23 protein-coding genes are annotated in these 24,209 nt (G+C 42.8%); all 23 read left to right on the top strand.

Going from position 1 to position 24,209, the window contains the following annotated elements; all coding sequences use genetic code 11:
- Positions 1–47: 47 nt before the first annotated feature.
- Positions 48–572, top strand: a complete 525-nt coding sequence (gene atpF / locus AC3WR0_RS07245; protein WP_492551668.1) for a F0F1 ATP synthase subunit B — start codon at positions 48–50, stop codon at positions 570–572.
- Positions 569–1,105 (top strand): F0F1 ATP synthase subunit delta, encoded by a 537-nt coding sequence (locus tag AC3WR0_RS07240; protein WP_492551667.1) that lies wholly within the window; start codon positions 569–571, stop codon positions 1,103–1,105. Before atpF ends, AC3WR0_RS07240 begins: the two co-directional genes overlap by 4 nt.
- A gap of 24 nt (positions 1,106–1,129) precedes the next feature.
- Positions 1,130–2,638, top strand: a complete 1,509-nt coding sequence (gene atpA / locus AC3WR0_RS07235) for a F0F1 ATP synthase subunit alpha (RefSeq protein ID WP_492551666.1) — start codon at positions 1,130–1,132, stop codon at positions 2,636–2,638.
- Between the two features lie 222 nt (positions 2,639–2,860).
- Positions 2,861–3,718: an ATP synthase F1 subunit gamma gene (gene atpG, locus AC3WR0_RS07230; RefSeq protein ID WP_492551665.1), complete on the top strand. Its 858-nt coding sequence runs from the start codon at positions 2,861–2,863 to the stop codon at positions 3,716–3,718.
- Between the two features lie 80 nt (positions 3,719–3,798).
- Positions 3,799–5,220 (top strand): F0F1 ATP synthase subunit beta, encoded by a 1,422-nt coding sequence (gene atpD, locus AC3WR0_RS07225; protein ID WP_492551664.1) that lies wholly within the window; start codon positions 3,799–3,801, stop codon positions 5,218–5,220.
- A 21-nt stretch (positions 5,221–5,241) separates the two neighbouring features.
- Positions 5,242–5,649 carry a F0F1 ATP synthase subunit epsilon gene (locus AC3WR0_RS07220; RefSeq protein WP_027323461.1) on the top strand — a complete coding sequence of 136 codons (408 nt, stop codon included), beginning with the start codon at positions 5,242–5,244 and terminating at the stop codon, positions 5,647–5,649.
- Positions 5,650–6,432: 783 nt separating this feature from the next.
- Entirely contained in the window at positions 6,433–6,807 is a 375-nt protein-coding gene (locus tag AC3WR0_RS07215; protein ID WP_027323460.1) for an NADH-quinone oxidoreductase subunit A, read from the top strand.
- On the top strand, positions 6,798–7,310 hold the full coding sequence (locus tag AC3WR0_RS07210; protein ID WP_027323459.1) for a NuoB/complex I 20 kDa subunit family protein: 513 nt from the start codon (positions 6,798–6,800) through the stop codon (positions 7,308–7,310). Before AC3WR0_RS07215 ends, AC3WR0_RS07210 begins: the two co-directional genes overlap by 10 nt.
- Before the next feature lie 3 nt (positions 7,311–7,313).
- Entirely contained in the window at positions 7,314–8,678 is a 1,365-nt protein-coding gene (locus AC3WR0_RS07205; protein ID WP_492551663.1) for an NADH-quinone oxidoreductase subunit C, read from the top strand.
- Positions 8,679–8,681: 3 nt separating this feature from the next.
- Entirely contained in the window at positions 8,682–9,782 is a 1,101-nt protein-coding gene (locus AC3WR0_RS07200) for an NADH-quinone oxidoreductase subunit D (protein ID WP_492551662.1), read from the top strand.
- Positions 9,782–10,789 carry an NADH-quinone oxidoreductase subunit NuoH gene (nuoH, locus tag AC3WR0_RS07195; RefSeq protein WP_492551661.1) on the top strand — a complete coding sequence of 336 codons (1,008 nt, stop codon included), beginning with the start codon at positions 9,782–9,784 and terminating at the stop codon, positions 10,787–10,789. The genes AC3WR0_RS07200 and nuoH overlap by 1 nt, the downstream gene beginning before the upstream one ends.
- A gap of 47 nt (positions 10,790–10,836) precedes the next feature.
- Positions 10,837–11,256 carry an NADH-quinone oxidoreductase subunit NuoI gene (gene nuoI / locus AC3WR0_RS07190; RefSeq protein WP_027323455.1) on the top strand — a complete coding sequence of 140 codons (420 nt, stop codon included), beginning with the start codon at positions 10,837–10,839 and terminating at the stop codon, positions 11,254–11,256.
- The gene (locus tag AC3WR0_RS07185) at positions 11,253–11,765 is read left to right on the top strand and encodes an NADH-quinone oxidoreductase subunit J (protein WP_027323454.1); all 513 of its coding nucleotides are present in this window, start codon (positions 11,253–11,255) and stop codon (positions 11,763–11,765) included. Before nuoI ends, AC3WR0_RS07185 begins: the two co-directional genes overlap by 4 nt.
- A 3-nt stretch (positions 11,766–11,768) precedes the next feature.
- The gene (gene nuoK / locus AC3WR0_RS07180; protein WP_027323453.1) at positions 11,769–12,083 is read left to right on the top strand and encodes an NADH-quinone oxidoreductase subunit NuoK; all 315 of its coding nucleotides are present in this window, start codon (positions 11,769–11,771) and stop codon (positions 12,081–12,083) included.
- A 261-nt stretch (positions 12,084–12,344) separates the two neighbouring features.
- Positions 12,345–14,213, top strand: coding sequence for an NADH-quinone oxidoreductase subunit L (gene nuoL, locus AC3WR0_RS07175; protein ID WP_492551660.1), 1,869 nt, complete (start codon positions 12,345–12,347; stop codon positions 14,211–14,213).
- Positions 14,210–15,706 carry an NADH-quinone oxidoreductase subunit M gene (locus AC3WR0_RS07170; protein WP_492551659.1) on the top strand — a complete coding sequence of 499 codons (1,497 nt, stop codon included), beginning with the start codon at positions 14,210–14,212 and terminating at the stop codon, positions 15,704–15,706. The genes nuoL and AC3WR0_RS07170 overlap by 4 nt, the downstream gene beginning before the upstream one ends.
- 6 nt (positions 15,707–15,712) lie before the next feature.
- Complete coding sequence (gene nuoN, locus AC3WR0_RS07165) at positions 15,713–17,227, top strand: NADH-quinone oxidoreductase subunit NuoN (protein WP_492551658.1); 1,515 nt, start codon at positions 15,713–15,715, stop codon at positions 17,225–17,227.
- Positions 17,228–17,414: 187 nt separating this feature from the next.
- On the top strand, positions 17,415–17,660 hold the full coding sequence (locus AC3WR0_RS07160; protein WP_492551657.1) for a DUF1146 family protein: 246 nt from the start codon (positions 17,415–17,417) through the stop codon (positions 17,658–17,660).
- A gap of 273 nt (positions 17,661–17,933) precedes the next feature.
- Complete coding sequence (locus AC3WR0_RS07155; RefSeq protein ID WP_492551656.1) at positions 17,934–18,689, top strand: YwmB family TATA-box binding protein; 756 nt, start codon at positions 17,934–17,936, stop codon at positions 18,687–18,689.
- Between the two features lie 32 nt (positions 18,690–18,721).
- Entirely contained in the window at positions 18,722–20,032 is a 1,311-nt protein-coding gene (murA, locus tag AC3WR0_RS07150; RefSeq protein ID WP_492551655.1) for a UDP-N-acetylglucosamine 1-carboxyvinyltransferase, read from the top strand.
- Between the two features lie 159 nt (positions 20,033–20,191).
- Positions 20,192–21,220 carry a stage II sporulation protein D gene (gene spoIID, locus AC3WR0_RS07145; protein ID WP_492551654.1) on the top strand — a complete coding sequence of 343 codons (1,029 nt, stop codon included), beginning with the start codon at positions 20,192–20,194 and terminating at the stop codon, positions 21,218–21,220.
- Between the two features lie 730 nt (positions 21,221–21,950).
- Positions 21,951–22,904, top strand: a complete 954-nt coding sequence (locus tag AC3WR0_RS07140) for a nuclease-related domain-containing protein (protein ID WP_492551710.1) — start codon at positions 21,951–21,953, stop codon at positions 22,902–22,904.
- Positions 22,905–23,154: 250 nt separating this feature from the next.
- A complete protein-coding gene (gene spoIIQ / locus AC3WR0_RS07135) occupies positions 23,155–24,114 on the top strand; it encodes a stage II sporulation protein SpoIIQ (RefSeq protein WP_492551653.1) in 960 nt (319 codons plus the stop codon).
- Positions 24,115–24,209: the final 95 nt, after the last annotated feature.

Genomic DNA, 24,209 nt, shown 5'->3' with positions numbered 1-24,209 from the left:
AAACTTAGTTTTCGTAGTGAACGACTCTTGAAAGGAGTGAATCGAGCGTGTTAACAGACAGCTTAGTATTGGGTGCTGCGGAACATGCGCAGTTAAATACTGGGGATATCTTTTTCCAGTTGATTGTGTTCATTATTTTGCTTGCACTTCTGAAAAAATTCGCGTGGGGCCCATTAATGGGTATCATGAAACAGCGTGAAGAACTAATCTCCAGTGAAATTTCGGCTGCTGAAAATAGCCGTTTAGAAGCTGCAAAGCTTTTAGAAGAACAAAGAAGTCTTTTAAAAGAAGCGCGCAGTGATGCACAGCATCTAATGGAAAACGCCAGAAAGCAAGGCGATGTACAGCGTGATGAAATCATTGCAGCAGCGCGTACTGAAAGTGAACGTATTAAAGAAGCTGCAAAGCTTGAAATTGAGCAGCAAAAGGAAAAGGCAGTATCTGCCATTCGCGAACAAGTGGCTTCCTTGTCAGTATTGATTGCATCTAAAGTGATTGAAAAAGAACTTAGTGCAGAAGACCAGGATAAGCTTATTAACGAATATATTCAAGAGGCAGGAGAAGAGCGATGAGCAACTCCATGGTAGCGAAGCGCTATGCGTTGGCTCTTTTCCAAATCGCGAAAGAACAGCAGCTTCTTGACAGTATGGAAGAAGAACTTCGTGTAGTTAAAGAAGTTTTAAACAGCAGCTCTGACCTAAAAGCAGTTTTAAAATCCCCAAAACTCTCAAATGAAGAGAAGAAAGGGATTTTAAAAGGCGCATTTGCATCAACAAGCCTATATGTTCAAAACACATTAATGATTTTGATTGACCGCCACCGCGAAGATCAAATCTCTGAAGTGGTTGATGGATTTATTGAGCTTGCCAATGATGCAAGAGGAATTGCGGAAGCCAAGGTATATAGCGTACGTCCGTTAACGGATGAAGAACGCGCTGCTATATCCCAGACTTTTGCTGAGAAAATCGGCAAACAATGGCTCCGAATTGAGAATATTGTAGATACAAATCTTTTAGGCGGAATTAAACTCCGCATTGGGAACAGAATTTATGACGGCAGCCTGCGGGGCAAGCTGGTTCGTCTTGAACGTAAATTGTTAAGCTAAGATTCGAAGATAGGGGTGAAACTCATGAGCATCAAAGCTGAAGAAATTAGTGCGCTGATAAAACAGCAAATTGTAAACTATCAGTCGGAAATTCAAGTGAGTGATGTAGGTACTGTTATCCAGATTGGTGACGGTATCGCTCGTGCTCATGGCCTCGACAATGTCATGGCTGGAGAACTTGTTGAATTTTCAAACGGCGTTATGGGTATGGCACAAAACCTTGAAGCAAACAACGTCGGTATCATCATTCTTGGACCATATACAGAGATTCGTGAAGGTGACGAGGTTCGCCGTACAGGACGCATCATGGAAGTTCCTGTTGGTGAAGAACTAATCGGACGCGTAGTGAATCCATTAGGACAGCCAATCGATGGCGCTGGTCCAATCAATACTACTAAAACTCGTCCTATTGAAGCTGTAGCTCCCGGTGTAATGGATCGTAAATCCGTTCACGAGCCACTTCAAACAGGTATCAAAGCGATTGACGCTCTTGTTCCAATCGGACGCGGACAGCGTGAGTTAATCATTGGTGACCGTCAGACGGGTAAAACATCTGTAGCAATCGATACAATCCTTAACCAAAAAGGTCAAGACATGGTATGTATCTATGTTGCAATCGGCCAAAAAGAGTCTACTGTGCGTAATGCGGTAGAAACTCTTCGTAAGTACGGTGCATTGGATTACACTATTGTTGTATCTGCATCTGCTTCTCAGCCTGCTCCATTATTATTCCTTGCTCCTTATGCAGGTGTAACAATGGGTGAAGAATTCATGTACAATGGCAAGCACGTTCTTGTAGTATATGATGATCTTTCAAAGCAAGCTTCAGCATATCGTGAACTTTCCTTGCTGCTTCGCCGTCCTCCAGGCCGTGAAGCTTATCCAGGGGATGTATTCTACTTGCACTCCCGTTTATTAGAGCGTGCTGCAAAATTGAGCGACGCTAAAGGCGCTGGTTCAATTACAGCATTGCCATTTATTGAAACACAAGCTGGGGACGTTTCTGCGTATATCCCAACAAACGTTATTTCCATCACTGATGGCCAAATATTCTTGCAGTCTGACCTATTCTTCTCCGGTGTTCGTCCGGCGATCAACGCTGGTCTTTCTGTATCACGTGTAGGTGGATCTGCCCAAATTAAAGCGATGAAAAAGGTATCAGGCACACTGCGTCTTGACCTTGCATCTTTCCGTGAACTAGAAGCATTTGCTCAGTTTGGATCTGACCTTGATAAAGCAACTCAAGCAAAACTTGCTCGTGGAGCTCGTACAGTTGAAGTTCTTAAACAGGACCTTCACAAGCCGCTTGCCGTTGAGAAACAAGTAGCAATCCTTTATGCATTAACACGCGGATTCCTTGATGATATTCCAGTTCAGGATATCCAGCGTTTTGAATCTGAATACCTTTCCTGGTTAGACCACAACCGCAAAGAATTGTTAGACCATATCGCAACTACGAAGGAACTTCCTTCCGATGATGATATGTCAGCTGCAATCAACGACTTCAAAAAGACGTTTGCAGTTTCTGAATAGAAAAGTGATAGCGCCTTGCTAAGACCTGACAAGCGCTGTCCGGCTAAAATCGCCACGTCCTGTGGCAGAGCCGGCACTAGCGCTTCCTGTGTGTCGAAGGGCCTAGAGGTGAAGTTCTGACTTCAGCGGTGGGACCGAAGCGGCCTTGAGGGTCTAGGCGCTGTAGCTAGACATTGATATGACTAGTCTGACGATAAACTTTGAAAAGGGTGGTGAGAACCTGTGGCATCATTACGCGATATAAAATCCAAGATCACATCGACAAAAAAGACGAGCCAGATTACAAAAGCGATGGAGATGGTTTCTGCAGCTAAATGGAATCGTGGAGTAATGAATGCGAAAGCATTTGTCCCTTACATGGAAAAAATCCAGGAAGTTACAGCAGCAATCGCAATGGGCAGCAAAGGGATTGCCCATCCTATGCTTCAATCCCGTCAAGTCAAAAAAACCGGCTATTTAGTGATCACGTCTGACCGCGGACTTGCTGGGGCTTACAATAGTAACGTCCTTCGCCGTGTATTCCAGACAATCCAAGAACGCCATAAATCGAATGATGAATTTGCGATTATCGCAATCGGAAGAGTTGGCCGTGACTTTTTTGCCAAGCGCGGAATGAACGTTGTTCAAGAAATTGTCGGCGTTTCAGATCAGCCTTCTTTCAATGACATCAAGGAAATAGCCAGCAACACTGTTGGTATGTTTGCTGATGAAACATTCGATGAATTGTATTTGTACTATACACACTATAGCAGCGCTATTACACAAGATGTAACTGAGAAGAAGCTTCTTCCTTTCTCAGACATTTCAACAACTAAGAAGCTTACTTCTTATGAGTTTGAACCGTCTGCAGAGGAAATTTTGGAGGTTCTCCTTCCTCAGTATGCAGAAAGCCTTATCTATGGAGCATTGCTTGACAGTAAGGCCAGTGAACACGCTGCACGTATGACCGCAATGAAGAATGCAACGGATAACGCTAAGGAATTAATCAATTCCTACAGCTTAAGTTATAACCGTGCTCGTCAGGCGGCAATTACACAAGAAATTACCGAAATCGTAGGCGGAGCAGCCGCCTTAGAATAGTATTTTTTTGAAAGGACAGGGTAATGAATCCATTTCCCTGCTCCTTCATGCTTCAAAAGAGTACGTTAGGAGGGAAAAGGATGAACAAAGGACGCGTTCTTCAGGTTATGGGTCCGGTTGTTGACGTGAAATTCGAAAGCGGACAGCTTCCTGAGATCTATAACGCTTTAACAATCAGCACGCAAGCGGGTAGTGAGTCAGGAGTCGACATCAATTTAACTCTTGAAGTAGCCCTTCATTTAGGTGATGATACAGTTCGTACCATTGCGATGGCTTCAACTGACGGTTTAACACGTGGCTTGGAAGTGCTTGACTCTGGTGCCCCAATTTCTGTACCGGTTGGTGACATAACACTTGGCCGTGTATTCAACGTATTGGGTGAAACAATCGATCTTGATGCACCTATCGAGGCTGGTGCTCGCCGTGATTCTATTCACCGTGAAGCTCCAACATTCGAACAGCTTTCTACTGAGATAGAAATTCTTGAAACTGGAATTAAAGTAGTAGACCTTCTTGCTCCATATATTAAAGGTGGTAAAATCGGTCTATTCGGTGGTGCCGGTGTAGGTAAAACCGTTTTAATCCAGGAATTGATCAATAACATCGCTCAAGAGCACAGCGGTATCTCCGTATTCGCAGGTGTAGGTGAGCGTACTCGTGAGGGTAACGACCTTTATCATGAAATGACGGATTCAGGTGTTATCAGACAAACAGCAATGGTATTCGGACAAATGAACGAGCCTCCAGGTGCGCGTATGCGTGTTGCTCTGACAGGATTGACAATGGCTGAATATTTCCGTGATGAGCAAGGACAGGACGTTCTTTTCTTCATGGATAACATCTTCCGTTTCACACAAGCAGGTTCTGAGGTTTCTGCCCTTTTAGGCCGTATGCCTTCTGCCGTTGGTTACCAGCCAACACTTGCTACTGAAATGGGTAGATTACAGGAACGTATCACATCTACTAACGTAGGTTCTGTTACTTCCATCCAGGCGATTTATGTACCAGCCGATGACTATACGGATCCGGCTCCTGCTACAACATTCGCTCACTTGGATGCAACTACTAACCTTGAGCGTAAGCTTTCTGAAATGGGTATCTACCCTGCGGTGGATCCACTTGCTTCGACTTCTCGTGCACTTTCACCTGATATCGTTGGCGAAGAACACTATTCAGTAGCCCGCCAGGTACAGCAAACTTTACAGCGTTACAGAGAATTACAGGATATCATTGCGATTCTCGGTATGGACGAACTTTCTGATGAAGATAAGTTAGTTGTACACCGTGCCCGCCGTGTTCAGTTCTTCCTTTCTCAAAACTTCCACGTTGCTGAACAGTTCACTGGCCAGCCTGGATCATATGTACCTGTTAAAGAAACTGTTAAAGGATTTAAAGAAATTCTTGAAGGTAAGTATGATCACCTTCCAGAAGATGCTTTCCGTCTTGTTGGACGTATCGAAGATGTGATTGAAGCCGGCAAACGCATGGGTGTAGAGGCATAAAACCTGCCAGGAGGGTAAAAAATGAAGACGATGAAAGTCAGTGTTGTTACTCCCGATGGCTCGGTGTATGAATCAGATGTAGAAATGGTCATTGCCAAAGCTCAAAGTGGTGAGCTTGGTATTTTGCCAGGACACATTGCTATGGTTGCACCTCTGCAAATCAGTGCTGTTCGCCTGAAAAAAGGTGGAAAAGAAGAAGATCTAATCGCAGTCAGCGGTGGTCTTTTGGAAGTCCGTCCAGAGCAGGTAACGATTTTAGCTCAGGCAGCCGAGCTGTCTACTGAAATTGATATTGACCGCGCAGTCCGTGCTAAAGAGCGTGCTGAGCAGCGTCTGCATGCACATCACCAGGACGAGGTCGACTTCAGACGTGCCGAACTGGCTTTGCAGCGTGCCATCAACCGTCTTTCTGTTACAGGAAGAGGATAATAAAAATAATAATATGAGCGAAGGTCCTTTTGGGCCTTCGTTTTTTGTATTGAAATGGGCCCTGCGGAAGTTTTAACTTCTATTCGTATATATTGAAATAAACTTCTATGTGAGAATATGGGATTAAAATGAAGTTATATTTGATCGAGGAGGATCTGTTTCAATTAAATATGATTTATAAAATTGGATGTGCTAAGGATTATCCGGTGATATTGTACTCTGTGGATTAAAGCGGTAGGCGAACACTCCAGCGGAATAACGAGTCCAAGGGAAACCCCGAAGGATTGAGAACCGAGAGGACTCCTGGACTGCCCAAGGAAAGCGAGCGCCGGAAAGGGAATCAACAAGCAATTTCTAAAATAACAATGAAACTTACTAAAACTTGTCCGCTATTATTTTTTCCAATAGAAGGAAAATGGAATATTCACCATCCTCTTCCACTAAGATAGTAAGGCGAGCCCTGTGTAATTGAAAAATAGATTGGAAAGTTCATTGGCCAATGAAATAATTTTAACAATGTTGACAAACCTCACTGACAAGCTCAATTGTTTGTAATTAAATGGGAGTAAGGAAGTATGTGTTCCGAATTATTCATACCTCATTCGAAAGGGATTAACCGTCCTTCGCCGTTTTAAAACAGGAATTAAACCTAGGAAAACTGCCTTAAAAAAGCTTTCGAATGTGTCAGAGGGCTTGTCGACACACCCAAAATACAATGGTATAATGAATTCGGTTACATGTTTCATTAATATGAAAATTTACAACATTGGAGGAGGGATAGACATGGAACTTCTTAATGTATATCAGAATAGTTATCTGATAGTTTTTGTGTTTCTGTGTCTTGGGGTATTGCTGCCGGTGGTGGCATTATTTTTGGGTAAGCTTTTACGTCCGCACAAGCCAAGTGACGAGAAGTATACCACATATGAAAGCGGTATTGATCCTTTTCACGATTCCCGTGTACAGTTTAATGTCCGCTATTATATTTTTGCCCTGATGTTCGTTATTTTTGATGTAGAAACGGTGTTTTTATATCCATGGGCTGTTGCCTATAATAAACTGGGCATTTTTGCGTTAATTGAGATGTTGATTTTCGTATTAATGCTAGTCCTAGGACTTGTATATGCATGGAAAAAGAAGGTGCTAAAATGGACTTAAAATTGGATGGTATCTCTCCTCAGGAAATGGAAGAACTTCAAAGAAGTGTATTTGTAACAACGCTAGAGCAAATTAAGGCATGGGCAAGGAGTAATTCCATTTACCCGCTGACATTTGGTCTGGCTTGTTGTGCGATTGAAATGATGGGTGTAGGATCTTCCCACTACGACTTGGACCGCTTTGGGTCATTTTTCAGGACATCTCCCCGCCAGTCGGACTGCATGATCGTCTCCGGCACTGTAACAAAAAAAATGGCTCCGATTCTGCGCCGTTTATATGACCAAATGCCAGAACCAAAGTGGGTAATTGCCATGGGTTCATGTGCAACCGCCGGAGGCCCTTATGTAAAATCATATTCTGTGGTAAAAGGGGTCGACCAGATCGTACCAGTCGATGTTTATATTCCAGGCTGCCCTCCAAACCCAGCTGCTTTAATTTACGGAATCAACAAGTTAAGGGAAAAGATTCGTTATGAAGCGAAGACTGGGAAGAAGGTGATCTAACCTATGAGCGAAAAGGATCTGGACCAATTAAAGAAGGAAGCGGCTGAAAAAGCAAAAGCAGCAGCCCTCGCAAAAAGACAAGCGAAACTCGCAGGTGAATCTGCGCCAATACAAGAATCAAAACCGGCAGATAAACCTGAAGTAAAAGAGCCAGCAAACGGTGATGACGATGACCTTGCTAAAAGGAAAGCCGCCGCAGCAGCGAAAGCGAAAGCAGCTGCTCTAGCCAAAAGGGCAAGGGAGCAGGGAGACACGGTGGAATCTGTAGATGCAGCCCCTCCAACTGTTGATGCCGGCGATGATGACCTTGCTAAAAGGAAAGCCGCCGCAGCAGCGAAAGCAAAAGCAGCTGCTCTAGCCAAAAAGGCAAGGGAACAGGGAGAAACGGTGGAATCCGTAGATGCAGCCCCACCAACTGTTGATGCCGGCGATGATGATCTTGCTAAAAAGAAAGCCGCAGCAGCAGCGAAAGCAAAAGCCGCTGCACTTGCAAAAAAGGCAAGAGAACAGGGCGAAGATGCCGCACCTGTTGAAGCGAGCGGCGATGATGATCTTGCTAAAAGGAAAGCCGCAGCAGCAGCGAAGGCAAAAGCAGCTGCACTAGCTAAAGTGAAGGCACAGGAAGCTGGCGTCTCAGCAGAAGCAGGTGGAGATGATGCGAAAGCAAAAGCAGTTGCAGCCGCAAAAGCAAAGGCTGCCGCAGCAGCGAAGGCAAAAGCCGCCGCTCTAGCCAAACAAGGTGGAAGTGATGTTCCTGCAGGCGGAGACGATGAAAAGGCTAAAGCTATTGCAGCCGCAAAAGCGAAAGCCGCCGCCGCAGCAAAAGCTAAGGCCGCAGTAGCAGGAAAGGCTGGAGCTGAGGAAGCACCAGCGGCACCTGCAGCTCCTTCACCCAATCAGCCATATCTTGATAAGTATATAAAAGTAATCGAAGAGAACTTAGGTAAGGACGTTTTAGAAGACTGCTATATTAATAAACTTTCAAAGGATGTTCCTACCCTTGTAGTAAAACCTGATACATATTTTAAACTGGCCCAGTTTTTGAAATATAATGAGCGTCTCGGTTTTGATTATCTATCTGAACTTCATGGAACCGACTTTGAAACCCATATGGAAGTATATGTACATTTATTCTCATATAAAAATCGTCAGTCTGTTGCCCTAAAAGTAAAGATTGACCGTGATAAGCCATCAATCGACTCACTGCAGCCGGTCTGGGCGGGGGCAAACTGGCCAGAATGCGAAGCATATGATTTGCTGGGTATCCAGTTTATGGGACATCCAAATCTGCACAGGATCCTGCTAGGCGAAGATTGGGTTGGCCATCCACTGCGTAAAGATTATGAGCAGTATGATGTGGAGGTGTAACCAATGTTACGGACAGAAGAAATGCTATTGAATGTTGGGCCGCAGCACCCTAGTACTCACGGGGTTTTCCGGCTTGTAATAAAAATTGACGGTGAGATTATTAAAGAAGCAAAACCAGTCATTGGGTATTTGCACCGCGGAACTGAAAAGCTGGCGGAAAATCTGCAATATACACAAATCATTCCTTATACGGACAGACTTGATTACCTTTCAGCTATGACGAACAATTACGTGTTGTGCCATGCAGTTGAAACGATGATGGGAACTCAAATTCCAGAACGTGCTGAATATCTGCGTGTACTTGCTATGGAATTAGGACGTGTCGCAAGCCATCTTGTCTGGTGGGGAACCTTCTTGCTGGATATTGGTGCAGTCAGCCCATTCCTGTACGCATTCCGCGAACGTGAAATGATTATCAATATGCTGAATGAGTTATCTGGTGCCCGACTGACCTTTAACTATATGAGAGTCGGCGGCGTTAAATGGGATGCTCCGGAAGGCTGGATTGAGAAAGTAAGAGACTTTGTCCCTTATATGCGCGAACAGCTTGAAGGATATCATTACCTTGTTTCAGGAAATGAAATTTTTATAAACCGTGTTAAAGGGGTCGGAAGGTATACAAAGGAAGATGCCCTTAATTACTCCCTTAGCGGTGTAAACCTAAGATCAACAGGTGTGAAATGGGACCTTCGAAAAGATGAGCCATATTCGATCTATAACCGATTCGACTTTAACGTTCCTGTTCATGAAGGCGGGGACGCATGGGCACGTTACCAATTACGTCTTGCTGAAATTGAAGAATCACTGAAAATAATTGAGCAGGCTGTTGAACAATTCCCTGCAGAAGGTGAAATTCTGGCTAAGGTTCCAAAAATCATCAAGGCACCAAAAGGTGAAGCATTTGTAAGGATTGAGTCCCCTCGAGGTGAGATCGGCTGCTATATTGCCAGTGACGGCAAAAAAGAGCCTTACCGACTGAAATTCAGAAGGCCTTCTTTCTACAATCTTCAAATTCTCCCTAAACTTTTAGAGGGCGAAAATATTGCAAACCTTATTGCTATTTTAGGGGCAATTGACATTGTCCTAGGGGAGGTTGACGGCTAATGATTGAAGATTTACTGCAATCAAACCCCGGATGGGCCAATTTCGGAATCTTTTTCGTTCTTGGAGCCGTCCTGCTACTGGTTGTATTGGGATTCGTTACTTACGGAATACTTGCTGAACGGAAAGTCATGGGTTACATGCAGCTCCGCCATGGACCTAACCAGGTCGGAGGCCGCTGGGGCCTTTTACAAACGGTTGCTGACGTTCTGAAGCTTTTATTAAAAGAAGATATCATTCCAAAGCTTGCTGACAGGCCGCTATTTATTCTTGCTCCAGTGATTGCGTTTGCGCCATCCTTTATGGTACTGGCAACCATTCCGTTTACTGACAAATTTCAATTTGCCGATATCGGCATCGGCCTTCTGTACTATATTGCTGTATCCGGTTTGACAACAATAGGAGTTGTTGCCGGGGGGTGGGCATCGAACAATAAATATGCTCTGCTCGGCGGTATGCGTGCCGCAGCACAGATGATTTCATATGAAATCCCGTTAGTAATGTCTGTTTTAGGTATTATCCTATTATCAGGCAGCTTAAACCTAAATGATATTGTTGAGGCTCAAAAGCATGGCTGGTATATCCTTCTACAGCCGGTTGCATTTATCATCTTCTTGATTGCATCGGTTGCAGAATTAAACCGTACGCCATTCGACCTTCCTGAGGCTGAGAACGAACTAGTTGCCGGCTATCACGTTGAGTATTCGGGTTTCCGCTGGGCATTTTTCATGCTCGCTGAATATGTATACTTGTTCGCGATGTCTGCACTTATCACCGTCATATTCCTTGGAGGCTGGCTGCCACCACTATCGATCTTAGGATTTATTCCAGGTGCGGTCTGGTTTTCGTTGAAATTTACATTAGTTCTATTTATTTATATTTGGTTCCGGGTAGCATTCCCGCGTTTCCGGGCTGACAAACTGATGGAGTTTGGATGGAAAGTGCTATTGCCGATTGCTTTAGCAAACATTTTCCTGACTGCTTTGATTAAAACATTATTTTTCTCATAAAAGGCATTGCCTGAAAAAACTCATCTTTTACAAAGGGGTGAAAATACATGCTGGGATTGGCAAAAGGCTTGAAATATACCCTTAAACAATTAACAAGGGAAAAAGTCACCTACGATTATCCGAATAAACCTCTACCGCTGCCTGACAGATTCCGTGGAATTCAAAAGTTTTACCCGGAAAAGTGCATCGTCTGCAATCAGTGCATGAATATTTGTCCAACGGAGTGTATTGATTTGGTCGGCAAAAAACATCCCGATCCAACCAAAAAGGGCAAAATTATCGATACGTATGATATTAATTTTGAAATTTGTATCCTTTGCGACCTATGTACAGAGGTTTGCCCAACTGAGGCCATCATCATGACCAATAATTTTGAGCTGGCAGAGTACAGCAGGGACCGGTTATTCAAAAACCTTGAATGGCTGGATGAAAATGACGAAAACGTACGGAGTGTGAATAAGCCATGACGTTTTCAGGTGAATTTATCGCATTTATGCTACTAGCTTTAGCTGCAGTCATAGGCGGCGTACTTTTACTGAATCTTACGAATGTGGTTCATATGATTATTGCATTGGTATTTACCTTTGTAAGCATCGCAGGCATCTATGTTCTGCTCTCAGCAGAATTCGTTGCGGGTGCACAGATTCTGATTTATTCAGGTGCGATTACCATTATCATGCTATTCGGCATTATGCTGACGAATCATAACGATACAAGCGAAGGTAAACCCAGTCTCTGGAGGAGGCTGTTCCTGCTTTTAGGTGTCCTGGGATTTGCCTTTGCCGTTTATATCGGAATTTATAATCTTGATCTTGCACCGCAGACAAATCATCTGCATGAAAACAATACTATGCAAATCGGTAAGGCCTTGTATTCCAAGCATATTATCCCTTTTGAGCTAACTTCTGTGTTATTGCTTGTTGCCCTTGTCGGTTCTATTATTCTTGCAAAAAAAGACGAGAAGGGGGGCGAATAAGGAATGAGTTCAATTCCTGCTTCAGCGTTTCTGGCGCTTGCCCTGATTCTTTTTTGTATCGGTTTATACGGTGCCCTGTCAAAAAGGAATACGGTTATTGTTTTGATATCCATAGAGCTTATGCTTAACGCAGTGAATATTAATCTGGTAACCTTCAGCAAATACGGAATCAAGCCTTCAATTACTGGCCAAATCTTTGCGCTTTTCGCCATTACCGTGGCCGCAGCGGAAGCAGCGGTAGGTCTTGCAATCCTGATTGCCCTTTACCGCAACCGTAAAACAGTAAATATTGATGAAATGGATACAATGAAACATTAACTTAAAAATCTGCGATTCTTATAAAATTGGCGGCTAAGCTGCCGAAGTTTTATACCTGTTGCCATGCGAAAAATAGTCGCCTGGCTAATATTACCCGGCGGCTGCCGAGCCTAAAGCGGCGGCAGAACCGCAGAGGCACTTACTACGCTCAAAATCGGCACATCCAGTGCCTTTCGCCTGATTGGGACTTCCTTGTCCGTCAAGCGTTCAGTGTTTATCGTAAGATAAATTTTGATGAGCGAAAAAAAGGGGATAGTGATAATGATGGAAACTGCATGGATCATACCGCTTTTCCCGCTATTATCGTTTTTGATCCTTCTTCTATTTGGCAGACGGCTGAAAGAGGCCAGCGCATACGTAGGTATCCTGCTTACACTTGCATCTCTGGTCTATTCAATTCTTGTTTTATTCGAGCGTTTCACAGCGCCGACATACAAGAGCGAAGCAGCATGGCTTAATATAGGAGATCTTCATTTAACGGCGGGCTTTGAAGTAAATCAATTAAATGCTTTGATGCTGGTTATCGTATCGCTTGTCAGCTGTCTGGTACATACATACTCAAAAGGTTATATGCACGGCGATGAGCGTATTCCAGTGTTTTATGCGTATCTTGGGCTGTTTACGTTTTCCATGCTAGGATTGGTTTTATCACCAAACCTGCTGCAAACGTATATCTTCTGGGAATTAGTCGGTGTGGGTTCCTTCCTGCTGATCGGATTCTATTTTTACAAGGAAGAAGCAAAGGCGGCAGCCAAAAAAGCATTTATCATGACAAGGATTGGAGACGTTGGTCTCCTGATCGGTATGATTCTATTATTCTGGCAAACGAACAGCTTTGAATATGATGAAATTTTTAAAGCAGTAAGAGAAGGATCCATATCGCAAGGCTGGATTACACTTACAGCCATTCTTATTTTTGTAGGAGCAGTCGGTAAATCCGGTCAGTTCCCGCTTCATACATGGCTTCCTGATGCGATGGAAGGTCCGACACCAGTATCTGCATTGATCCACGCAGCCACGATGGTTGCGGCAGGTGTATATCTGGTAGCGGCGCTCTTCCCTCTGTTTGCAGCCAGCAAAACGGCTCTGCTGACGATTGCCATAATTGGAGCATTCACAGCGATTTTTGCAGCCAGCATTGGCCTTGTGCAAACAGATATTAAGAGAGTACTTGCCTACTCAACGGTCAGCCAGCTCGGATACATGATGCTTGCACTAGGCTCTGCCGGTTATGTTGCAGGCGTGTTCCACTTAATGACACATGCATTCTTCAAAGCTTTGCTGTTCCTGGCAGCAGGAAGTGTTATCCATGCTGTTCATTCACAAAACATTGAAGAGATGGGCGGACTATGGAAAAAGCTTCGTCTGACTGGCCCATTATTCTTGATTGGAACTCTGGCTATCAGCGGTGTTCCGCTGCTATCCGGATTCTTCAGTAAGGATGAAATACTAGCAGCAGCCTGGGAGGGCGGACATCCAATATTATTCCTGCTCGCAGTGATTGCAGCATTCTTTACAGCATTTTATATGTTCAGATTGTTTTTCATGGTCTTTACTGGTGAAGCACGAAGTGAAATGAAACACGTTCATGAATCTCCAGGCGTGATGACACTTCCAATGATCGTGCTTGGTGTTCTTGCCGTTATTTCTGGTTATGTAAATACACCTTGGTTTGGAACCTTCCTTGGGGATTGGCTCACTAAAGGCAATGAATCACTTGGACACAGCCATGTCGAAGGACCAGCCTGGATTATGATTGTTGCAACATTAGTATCACTTGCAGGTATCTTCCTTGCCTGGCTGATTTACGGAAAGAAATCCTTGTCACGCGATTGGCTTTCCGGAAGAGGAGGCGCTTTGCATACCATTCTTTATAATAAATACTATATTGATGAGTTTTACCAGCTGACCATCGTTAGCCTGACAAAAGGCATCAGCTACTTCCTGCGTTTTATCGATGTATTCCTTGTAGAAGGTATTGTCAAAGGTGTAGCGGGCTTTGTACAGGGGCTGGGCAAAATGGGATCAAAAATGCAGAACGGACAGGTGCAAACCTACGGTGCTATGGCATTCGTCGGACTTGCCGTTCTGGTGGTAATCTTTGCGCTGACTGGGGGGTACTTAAAATGAGTTTATCTTCTGTGCTGTCAATTCTGATATTCTCCCCTTTACTCGGCGTTGCAGTTCTGGCTTTTATGAAAAACACGCAGGAGAGAGCCATTAAACTTGTTGGACTTCTTGCAACACTTCCTGCACTTCTTCTTGCACTGGCCTGCTATTTTCATTATCAGGCTGGCAAGGACTTGGGAGACTTTTCAGTAAAAGCAAACTGGATCAACTTCGTTGGCGACAAAAAGTATTTCCATGTTGCTTATGAGCTTGGTTTAAATGGTTTTTCACTAATTATGGTTGTATTAACAGCAATCATTGCCACCTTGGCAGCAGTTGCTTCCATGCATATTAAAAAAGAGTGGAAAGGTTATTTCATGCTTTTCCTTCTGTTAGAAACAGGGATGCTTGGCGTCTTTACATCCTTAAATATGATCCTGTTCTTTATCTTCTTTGAAGTAACGCTGGTTCCCATGTTCTTCCTGATCGGAAAATGGGGTTATTTTGAAAAAGAAAAGGCCGCCTTTAGCTTTTTAATCTTTAACGGATTGGGTTCGGCCATTCTGCTGATAGTAATCATGGTCCTTTTTGCAAAAACAGGAACATCAAATATTCATGATTTGCAGCAGATTGTTAACGCTGCGAAAGGTCCGCTTTCCGGTTCAGTGAAAATGGGGCTTCTGATTGCTCTTTTAATAGCATTCGGTGTAAAGCTTCCAATATTCCCGCTGCATAGCTGGATGCTTCGAGTGCACGTTCAGGCACCGCCATCTATTGTTATGATTCACTCAGGTATTCTCTTAAAAATTGGTGCATTCGGTTTAATCCGTTTTGCTATGGGAATCTTCCCGGAACAATTTAAAGATGTGGCAGGCGTGCTCGCTGTTTTCGGAGTAATCAACCTTTTATACGGAGCATTTCTTGCCTTTATCCAAAAGGACTTCAAAATGGTTCTTGCCTATTCGTCCATTTCCCATATGGGGATTGTTCTAATCGGACTTGGTGCATTAAATGCAACAGGTATTCAAGGGGCCATCTTCCAAGTCGTATCACACGGATTAATTTCCGCTTTGCTTTTCTTCCTGGTAGGGGTACTTTACGAGCGAACAGATACCTCGCTTATTGAAAACCTTGGAGGACTTGCAAAAGGCATGCCGCTGGCCGCAGGGTTCCTGCTTGCCGGTGCAATGGCCTCACTTGGCCTGCCAGGTATGTCCGGCTTTGTCAGTGAATTTATGGCATTCCTTGGGCTGTTCAAAGAAATGCCAGTTCTTGCTGCAGTCGGAACGATCGGAATTATCATGACTGCTGCCTACCTGCTGCGTGCCGTACTGGGCATGACATTCGGCCAGGCACACCGGGAATTTGCCGGGACCATGGATTTAAAAGGAGCAGAGTTTGTTCCTGTTCTTACACTAATGTTTTTAATCGTATTGATCGGTGTTTACCCAAGTGTTCTGAGTGCACCACTTAAGACAGCGCTAGAAACGATTATGCTTGGGTTGGGAGGGTGATGAAGGATGAGTCTTGAGACATTGCAATCATTTCAGTGGGGAATCATGGCACCAGAGTTCATCATCCTGGCTGTTGCGGCACTGCTTTCGTTATTCGATTTGTTCATGCCTGAAAAAATGGATCGTAAGGTTTTCGGATATATAGGTATAGCAGCGATTGTAGCAGCTATAGCAGCTCTTGCGGGAATGATAGACCATCCTGTTGCTTCCATTTTGGATGATTCATTCCGCCTCGATGCTTTTTCAAAAGTATTTAAACTTATTTTGCTTGGCGGTTCGGCACTTGTCCTCCTTTTGGCCGTCAGCTATGAACCAAAAGAAGGAATGGAAGAATCACGGGGAGAGTTTTACTACCTGTTTTTAACGGCTTTACTTGGCGCTATGATGATGGCCTCAAGCGGTGATTTAATTACCTTGTTTGTAGGACTTGAACTGTTGTCCATTTCTTCCTACATTCTTGCCGGAATCAAGAAACGCAATCTAAAGTCAAATGAATCGGCTATGAAATATGTCATTAACGGCGGAATTTCAACAGCTATCACATTGTTCGGAATGAGCTATGTATATGGTTTAAGTGGCACGACTAACCTAAAGGGAATTGCCGGACAGCTGGCCTCTTTGGGAAATCCACAATATGCATATTTGCTTGGACTGGCATTCCTTATGATTTTTATCGGACTCGCCTTTAAGCTTGCGGCTGCCCCATTCCATATGTGGGCACCGGATGTTTACCAGGGAGCTCCAACACCTGTTACAGCATTCCTTAGTGTGGTTTCAAAGTCAGCCGGCTTTATCCTGATAACGCGTGTACTGCTGTCCATTTTCGGCGTAACACCGTCAAACGGACCAGGCTCGATACCTATCCTTCTGCATATGCAGGATTATATCTCCTTCATTGCAGGAGCAACGATGATAATCGGAAATGTAATTGCCTTAAGGCAAACAAATATCAAGCGACTTTTTGCCTATTCAAGCATTGCGCACGCGGGTTATATTCTAGTGGCGTTTGCCTCACTAAGCTTTGTCATGTTTGATGCCATCTGGTTTTACCTGCTTGCCTATGTTTTCATGAACCTTGGTGCCTTCGCGGTCATTCAATTGGTTTCTGAAAAAGAAGGCTCTGAAGAGATTAGTCAGTTTGCGGGACTATATAAACGTTCACCATGGCTGGCGGCAGCAATGGGAATTTTAATTCTATCCCTTGCTGGGTTTCCAGGTACGGCCGGCTTTATTGGAAAGCTGAATATCTTTATTGGCGCATTTACAGGAGACAATCCTCATTATGTATTGGCGTCAATCATGATTGCGACAACAGTAGTATCGTATTTCTACTATTTCGGGATACTGACTCAATTGTTCTTCCGCCCTGCAGCACGGGAGAATAAATTCAATATTCCGGCTGGAATTCTGATTGTGTTAACCATTTGCGTTGCGGCAACCGTTATTTTGGGTATTCTGCCAAATACAGCACTGGATTTTATGCATAACCATACCAATCAGTTCACTGATTTCTTACAGTAGGCCTCAAGCTTCGGAGGAAGCCTAAAGGCTCACGATAAATATGGGCAATATACAAGAGAAGAGAGCAAATTTGCTTTCTTCTCTTTATTTTTGTGCAAAAGAAATAATTCCAATTTTTAGGGGGAATTGTTCGATAAAATGGGCTCAATATGGTAAGATGGAACTTGGTTAAAAAGGAGGTGCAAGCTTGGTCGATTTAGGACAGCAGGCATTATTAAGCATTATTTCACATTTGATTTTTATCGCTTTGTCCTGGTGGGCACTCCAGGCAATTCATCTTGATAAATTACTTCGCGCCAATCATGTACTCCAGGCAAGAGTGTTATATATATTATTGGCAATTATGATTGGATCCTCGGTCAGCAACTTCTTCCTGGATTACTTGCAGTGGTCAAAACAGCTGCCGTTCATTTTCCAACTGGTAAATATTTAGGTACTTTTGCGGGTTTCCAAATACAATCTTTTTCGGTAAACTTTAAAAGTTGTTATAAAAAATAGAGATTCGATATTGTAACTTTGCAAAGCTCATATTCCTACAAACTGAAGACATAGGGCATTTATGCTCAGCCTTTAACAAGTTCCTTGTTTGGTAAAAAAAGTGTCGAAGATTGGCATACATAGGTAAAGTGTCAAAAAGTGACGATAATTCCCAAGTATGCTCCTTCCCCTAATGGCAACAATGTTTATTAAGGGGGAGGAATTACAGATGAATAGAAAAATAAAAGTTTTTTTTATAATGTTTGCCATCATTGGTTTTATTATTTTACAAGTTGGGAATAGAACGACTGTAGCCAAAGAGGAGCTTGACTTACTTAAATTGGCTTCCGTTTTGCAAAGCGAAAATATTTTACTCGACGAATGGTCTTTAAATGCAAGGGAACATTTGGTAAACCTGAAAACCCAAAAGGAGATACAGGCCTACACAAACGATCTTCGACAAAAGTTTCCGGATTGGAAGTGGTCCACCCCATCTACATCCCGGCAAAAATGGGAGATCACCGCTGTTTCCCCAAGTCATCAAAATCGTAAAGAATCTCTTCAACTTATGGCAACCCTCACAAAACAAAAGGCAGATGCGTATATTATATATCGAGTAACTGGAACTGTCTTGAATTCGTCAACTGAGTCTTTTTTCACAGGTGGAAAATTTGAAGCTAGACTAAGCGACATATTTCGTGAAAAACCTGCAATTTTTTCTTGTATAAAGGGCGTTTACGGTGATAAGATGGTTAAGGCTTTACCTAATAAAGTCAATAATGTCCTTTCAGCTTTTAATGCAAAAGAAGTAGAAGCGTTAAAGGAAGACTCATTTATGTCAGTAACTGGATTTTCGCCAATGTTTGCCAACTCCATTGATGGAAAAAATGGAAGTTTTAATTTACAAGTCGCTGTGCGGTCTGAAGGATTGGGCGCTAAGAAAACGATTGTAATTGGCACACCAATCATAACGGTTGAATATTAATATAGAGAAATTGGACGCGGAGGGGAATACTCTTGGAAAAGATCATCGTCCGCGGCGGTCAAAGGTTAAATGGAACAGTTAAAGTTGAAGGTGCAAAAAACTCTGTTCTGCCTGTACTCGCTGCAACATTATTAGCAAGTGATGGAAAAAGTGTAATACGTGATGTACCGACTCTCTCCGATGTATATACGATCAATGAAGTATTACGGAACCTAAACGCTGAAGTGGTTTTTGAAAATAATACAGTAGTTGTTGATGCATCCAGAGAGTTAAATGAAGAAGCGCCATTCGAATACGTTCGAAAAATGCGTGCTTCGGTACTTGTTATGGGATCATTATTGGCACGCAATGGGCGAGCTCGTGTGGCTTTGCCTGGCGGCTGTGCAATTGGATCCCGCCCGATTGACCAGCACCTTAAAGGCTTTGAAGCAATGGGTGCAAAAGTGAAGGTCGGTAATGGATTTATTGAAGCAGAGGTCGATGGCCGCTTAAAGGGCGCCAAGATCTACCTAGACTTCCCAAGCGTAGGAGCTACTGAAAATATAATGATGGCTGCCGCCCTTGCTGAGGGTACAACAGTCATTGAAAACGTTGCAAAAGAACCTGAAATTGTTGACCTAGCCAACCTTTTAAATAAAATGGGAGGAAAGGTAAAAGGAGCCGGAACCGGCACACTTCGCATTGAAGGTGTAGACGTATTATTTGGTGCGGAACACGCAATTATTCCTGATCGTATTGAAGCTGGAACGTTCATGGTTGCTGCTGCCCTTACTCGCGGAAATGTGCTTGTAAAAGGTGCTGTACCAGAACATCTTTCTTCTTTAATCGCAAAAATGCAGGAAATGGGTGTTATTATTCACGAAGAAGCTGATGGTATTCGAGTAATCGGACCAGAAAAGATGAAGGCTGTTGATATTAAAACAATGCCTCACCCAGGCTTCCCAACTGATATGCAATCCCAAATGATGGCTTTACTGCTTCGTGCAGAAGGCACCAGCATGATTACAGAAACAGTTTTTGAAAATCGCTTTATGCATGTGGAAGAATTCCGCCGCATGAATGCGGATATCAAAATTGAAGGCCGTTCTGTTATATTAAATGGTATGAGCAACCTTCAAGGCGCAGAAGTAGCCGCAACTGATTTACGTGCAGCAGCTGCATTGATTTTGACAGGTTTAGTTGCAGAAGGATATACACGTGTAACAGAACTTAAGCATCTGGATCGTGGATATGTTGATTTCCATAAAAAACTTGAGGCACTTGGTGCAGATGTTGAGCGCGTTAACGACGAGCAGGAAATCACTGTTGAAAATGAAAGCTTTATTGCTGACATGAACGCTTAGAACCTAATAGATGAAAAAGACCGAAGAACCAAGCTGTCAGATGTCTGACACTTTGGAGCTTCGGTTTTTTCTTTTTTGTAATCATAAATGCTTGTCCCCTGCCATATGTTTAAAAAGAAGCGGTACTGCCGTTTTACTTTTCATATGGGGGTATTCTACTTGAAAAAATTCAAACCACTATTAGTCCTAGCAGCTATAATTTTTGCGATTACCCTGATCGTTCCGGCGATTATGGTTGCACCTTTTATGGAAGGCAAGGCAAACGGCAAACTGGGGGAAGAGCTGAACAGGAATAAGGAAAAGAAGGCAGTCGTTCCTTCTTTGGATTCTGCTGCAGAGGTGGCTGTCTATCGCACAGCACAAAAGAGAATTGAGACACTCCCATTAGACCAGTATCTCGAGGGCGTTGTTGCTGCAGAAATGCCGGCAGACTTTGAGATAGAAGCCTTAAAAGCTCAGGCCCTAACTGCGAGAACCTATATTGTAAAGCAAATGCTAAGTAAAGATAGTCTCGGCCTCCCAAAGGGAGCGCAAGTGACGGATACTGAAATCCATCAGGTATATAAAAGTGATGATGAATTAAAACGAGCTTGGGGAATGGACTACAGCTGGAAGAAGAAGAAAGTTCATGAGGCAGTTCAGGCAACAACCGGTGAAATTTTGACCTATCAAAACCAGGCAATTACAGCGACCTTTTTCTCAACCAGCAATGGCTATACTGAAAACTCAGAGGATTACTGGTCCAATTCCTTCCCCTATTTACGCAGCGTTGCAAGCCCCTGGGATAAAACCTCTCCAAAGTACAAAAGCAGTAAGGTTATTGCTTTAGGTAACTTTCAAAAACTGCTCGGTGTAAGGCTGAAGAGCGGTAATACAATTGGAAAGATCGTGGAAAGGACAGCGGGTAAACGTGTAGGGAAAGTAGACTTTAATGGTAAAGTCCTTACAGGCAAGGAAATCCGGGAAAAACTGGATCTGCGTTCCTCTGACTTTACATGGGAAAAAAAAGGAGACAACATAATAATTACGACGCGGGGCTACGGGCATGGAGTTGGGATGAGTCAATACGGTGCCAACGGAATGGCCGCAGAAGGCAAAACCTGTGAGGATATCGTGAAACATTACTACCAGGGAGTAGAAATCTCCTCTGCAAAAAATATGTTAGCCATGATTACAGCAAAAAAATAAAATGCCGGGCCCCACGGAGGGTCTGGCGTTTTTTATGGAAGTTTCTAGCGTAGTAATCGATAAAAAGTTCAACTTGATCGATAAGTTAGGGAAAATGATTGATAGAGTCCGCAACTTAATCGATATGTTCCCGAAAAAGATTGATTAATGGATCAATATGAGTGATTATTTTGAAAATTAATTGATAAATTGTTCCTAAAATTCTTTTAGTAGGGGAAGAGCTGATATTACCAGAGTCAGGCCTCCGCCTGGCTTTTCATCTGTCTAAGATCGTCCGAGAAATGGTATTTCCCTCAAAATGATTGATAGAGTTCTCAACTTAATCGATATGTCTGCCAAAATGATTGATAAATGGATCAAAATGAGTGATTAATCGTGAAAATTAATTGATAAATTGGGTTTTCCTAAAAAAGAGGTAATTTGCTTTTAATCGAGTGAGAGATGAAATTACCAGAGCCAGGCGTCCGCCTGGCTTTTCAGCTGACTAAGATTGTCTGCGATATAGTATTTCCCTCAGAATGATTGATAAGTTTCTCAACTTAATCGATATGTCTGCCAAAATGATTGATTAATGATTCAAAGTGATCGATATTACTCTCTAAATGATTGATAAAACCTTAATTAATCAAATTTTGACACAAAAATTACATAGGTCTTGCAATGAAAAGGAAGGTTTTATTAATAGAAAGTAGAAAAAAAGATATAAATAAGGGGTGATGAATATTTGGAGATGAATAAATGTGAAAGACCGTTACGAAATCGAAAGCTGAATATCTTAATGAATAGACTAGACATCCATTTCCCAGCCTACCAATCCATATGGGAGGAGTTCCAAAGAAGGGAGGCCGGATACAGAGGAGAGAAGGCAGTCAATTTTTACTTGAGAGGTTTATCTTCCAGTAATCATTTTATTTTCCACGGAATTAGGCTTGGTTTTAACAATGTGTTTTTTCAAATGGATAAGCTGATTGTAACTTCGAGATGTATTTTTGTAATTGAAGTAAAGAATTGGGCCGGAGAGCTTCATTTTGACAAGAGTTTCAATCAACTAATTGTAAAGAACAATGACAAGGTGGAAAGGCGAAAAAATCCAGTTTTGCAGGTTCAGTGGCAAAGTGAGCAACTGAAGAACTGGCTTGAGAAACATCATTTTTCAAATGTACCTATTGAGTTTCTTTTTGTGAATGCTAATGATAAGGCCATCTTAAGTGCAGATCCTGGGTATGAAATTGTTTTTCGAAGGTCTTGTAACAGCGATGGTATGCTACAGAAAATGAACCAATTCTCAAGGATTTATAAGGAAGAAAGTTTATCTCCCAAAGATATCCGCAAAATCTCCCGCCTGGTGCTAAACGGGCATATTCCTCTTGATCAAAACCTTCTGGAAGAATTTCATATCCCATTAAATAAAATTAAAACTGGCGCTAGGTGCCCAACTTGTGGAGCATTGCCCATGAATTATAAATGTAAAGTCTGGAAGTGTGTCAATTGTGGCTTCAAATCCAGCAATGCCTATCTCTCCATATTGGAAGACTACTTTTTACTCGTTAAAAAATCTATTAATAATGCTGAATTTAAACAATTCGCCGATTTACCTTCCCATCAAATTGCTTATAGGTTGTTAGCTTCAGCAGATTTGGCTTCTGACGGTCAGTGCCGAGGCCGAACCTACCATCCAAAATAAAAACCGCCAACCAAGAAGGCAGCGAATATAACTTTTCCTTGATAGTTAGAGAAGAGTAGTGAACATAGTAAAGTGTAAATAGAGAGGGATCGGCGAGCGTCACGGACTCCACTTTAAAGCACCATAAAAATTATTTTCTCTCTCCATGCATATATTTTTAACTTTTGTCGAAAAATAATCAGAAAAATTTTTTTTGCCGAATGTATATAATTCTAGCGATCTGTTCAGACTGATTGCTGAGGTGATGAAAATGAGAGAGGAAGAAAAAAGATCTTCTCAAGGCTCCAGTTTTAAACGCTTATTCAAAAAGCGGTGGGTATTCCCAGCAATCTATATTGCAAGTGCTGCAATTATCCTGACGGCGGTCCTATGGTACCAAAACAGTAACAGTGCGACAGACAAATTCGGTTACAAAGCAAACGATATTGCCGGCAAAAATAATAATCATCCGGCAGTAGAAGTTAGCCGGGCACTCGAAAATTTCGTAATGCCAGTAAGTAAATCTGTAGCCCCTGTTATAGAGAAAAAGTTCTACGACTTTAAAGGCAAAGAATCAGATCAGGAAGCAGCATTAGTCTATTACGACAATAAGTATGTTCCTAACTCTGGTATTGATGTAAAGTCGAAGGATGGTAAATCATTTGACGTTGTTGCGGCTCTAAGCGGTACTGTTACAAAAGTAGAGGAAGATTCGCTGCTTGGCAATGTGATTGAATTGGAGCATGACAAAGGTATTGTAACTCAATATCAATCTGTTAAAGACGTGAAGGTTAAGGTTGGCGATCAGGTTGAACAGGGACAAGTCCTTGCAAGTGCCGGTCAAAGCTTGTTTAATGAAAAAGCAGGCGTGCATGTGCATTTTGAAATCCGCAAAGACGGTGTTGCTGTAAACCCAGAAACTTATCTGGACAAGCCACTGAGTGCATTAGTAGAGGCTGATGAAACACCAGCTGCATCTGATGAGGGTGTACAAGGGCATGACAGCAAACTTGATGACCAAAGCAGCACTCCTGATGAAAAAGGTGCAACTGACGATTCCAAGGATCAAAAAACTGATTCTAAATCTAAAGATGCTACTGACACAAAGTCTAAAGATTCCAGCGATAGCAAGTCAAAGGAAAAATCCAGCGACAGCAAGTCTGAAAAAAGTAAATCTGATGACAGCAAAACTCCTTCAGAAGAATCTTCCAAAGACAGCTCTAACTCATAATAAAATTTCGGGACAGCAGGAGAAATCCTGCTGTCTTTTGTTTGGATTTTCCTTTTATTAGTCCCTCAAATTTCGTTATGCTAAAATAGAGGAAA

Source organism: Neobacillus sp. FW104-15D2 (assembly GCF_058790155.1).
Note: the sequence above shows the minus strand (reverse complement) of the source record. Positions and strands in the feature narration are given on the sequence as shown.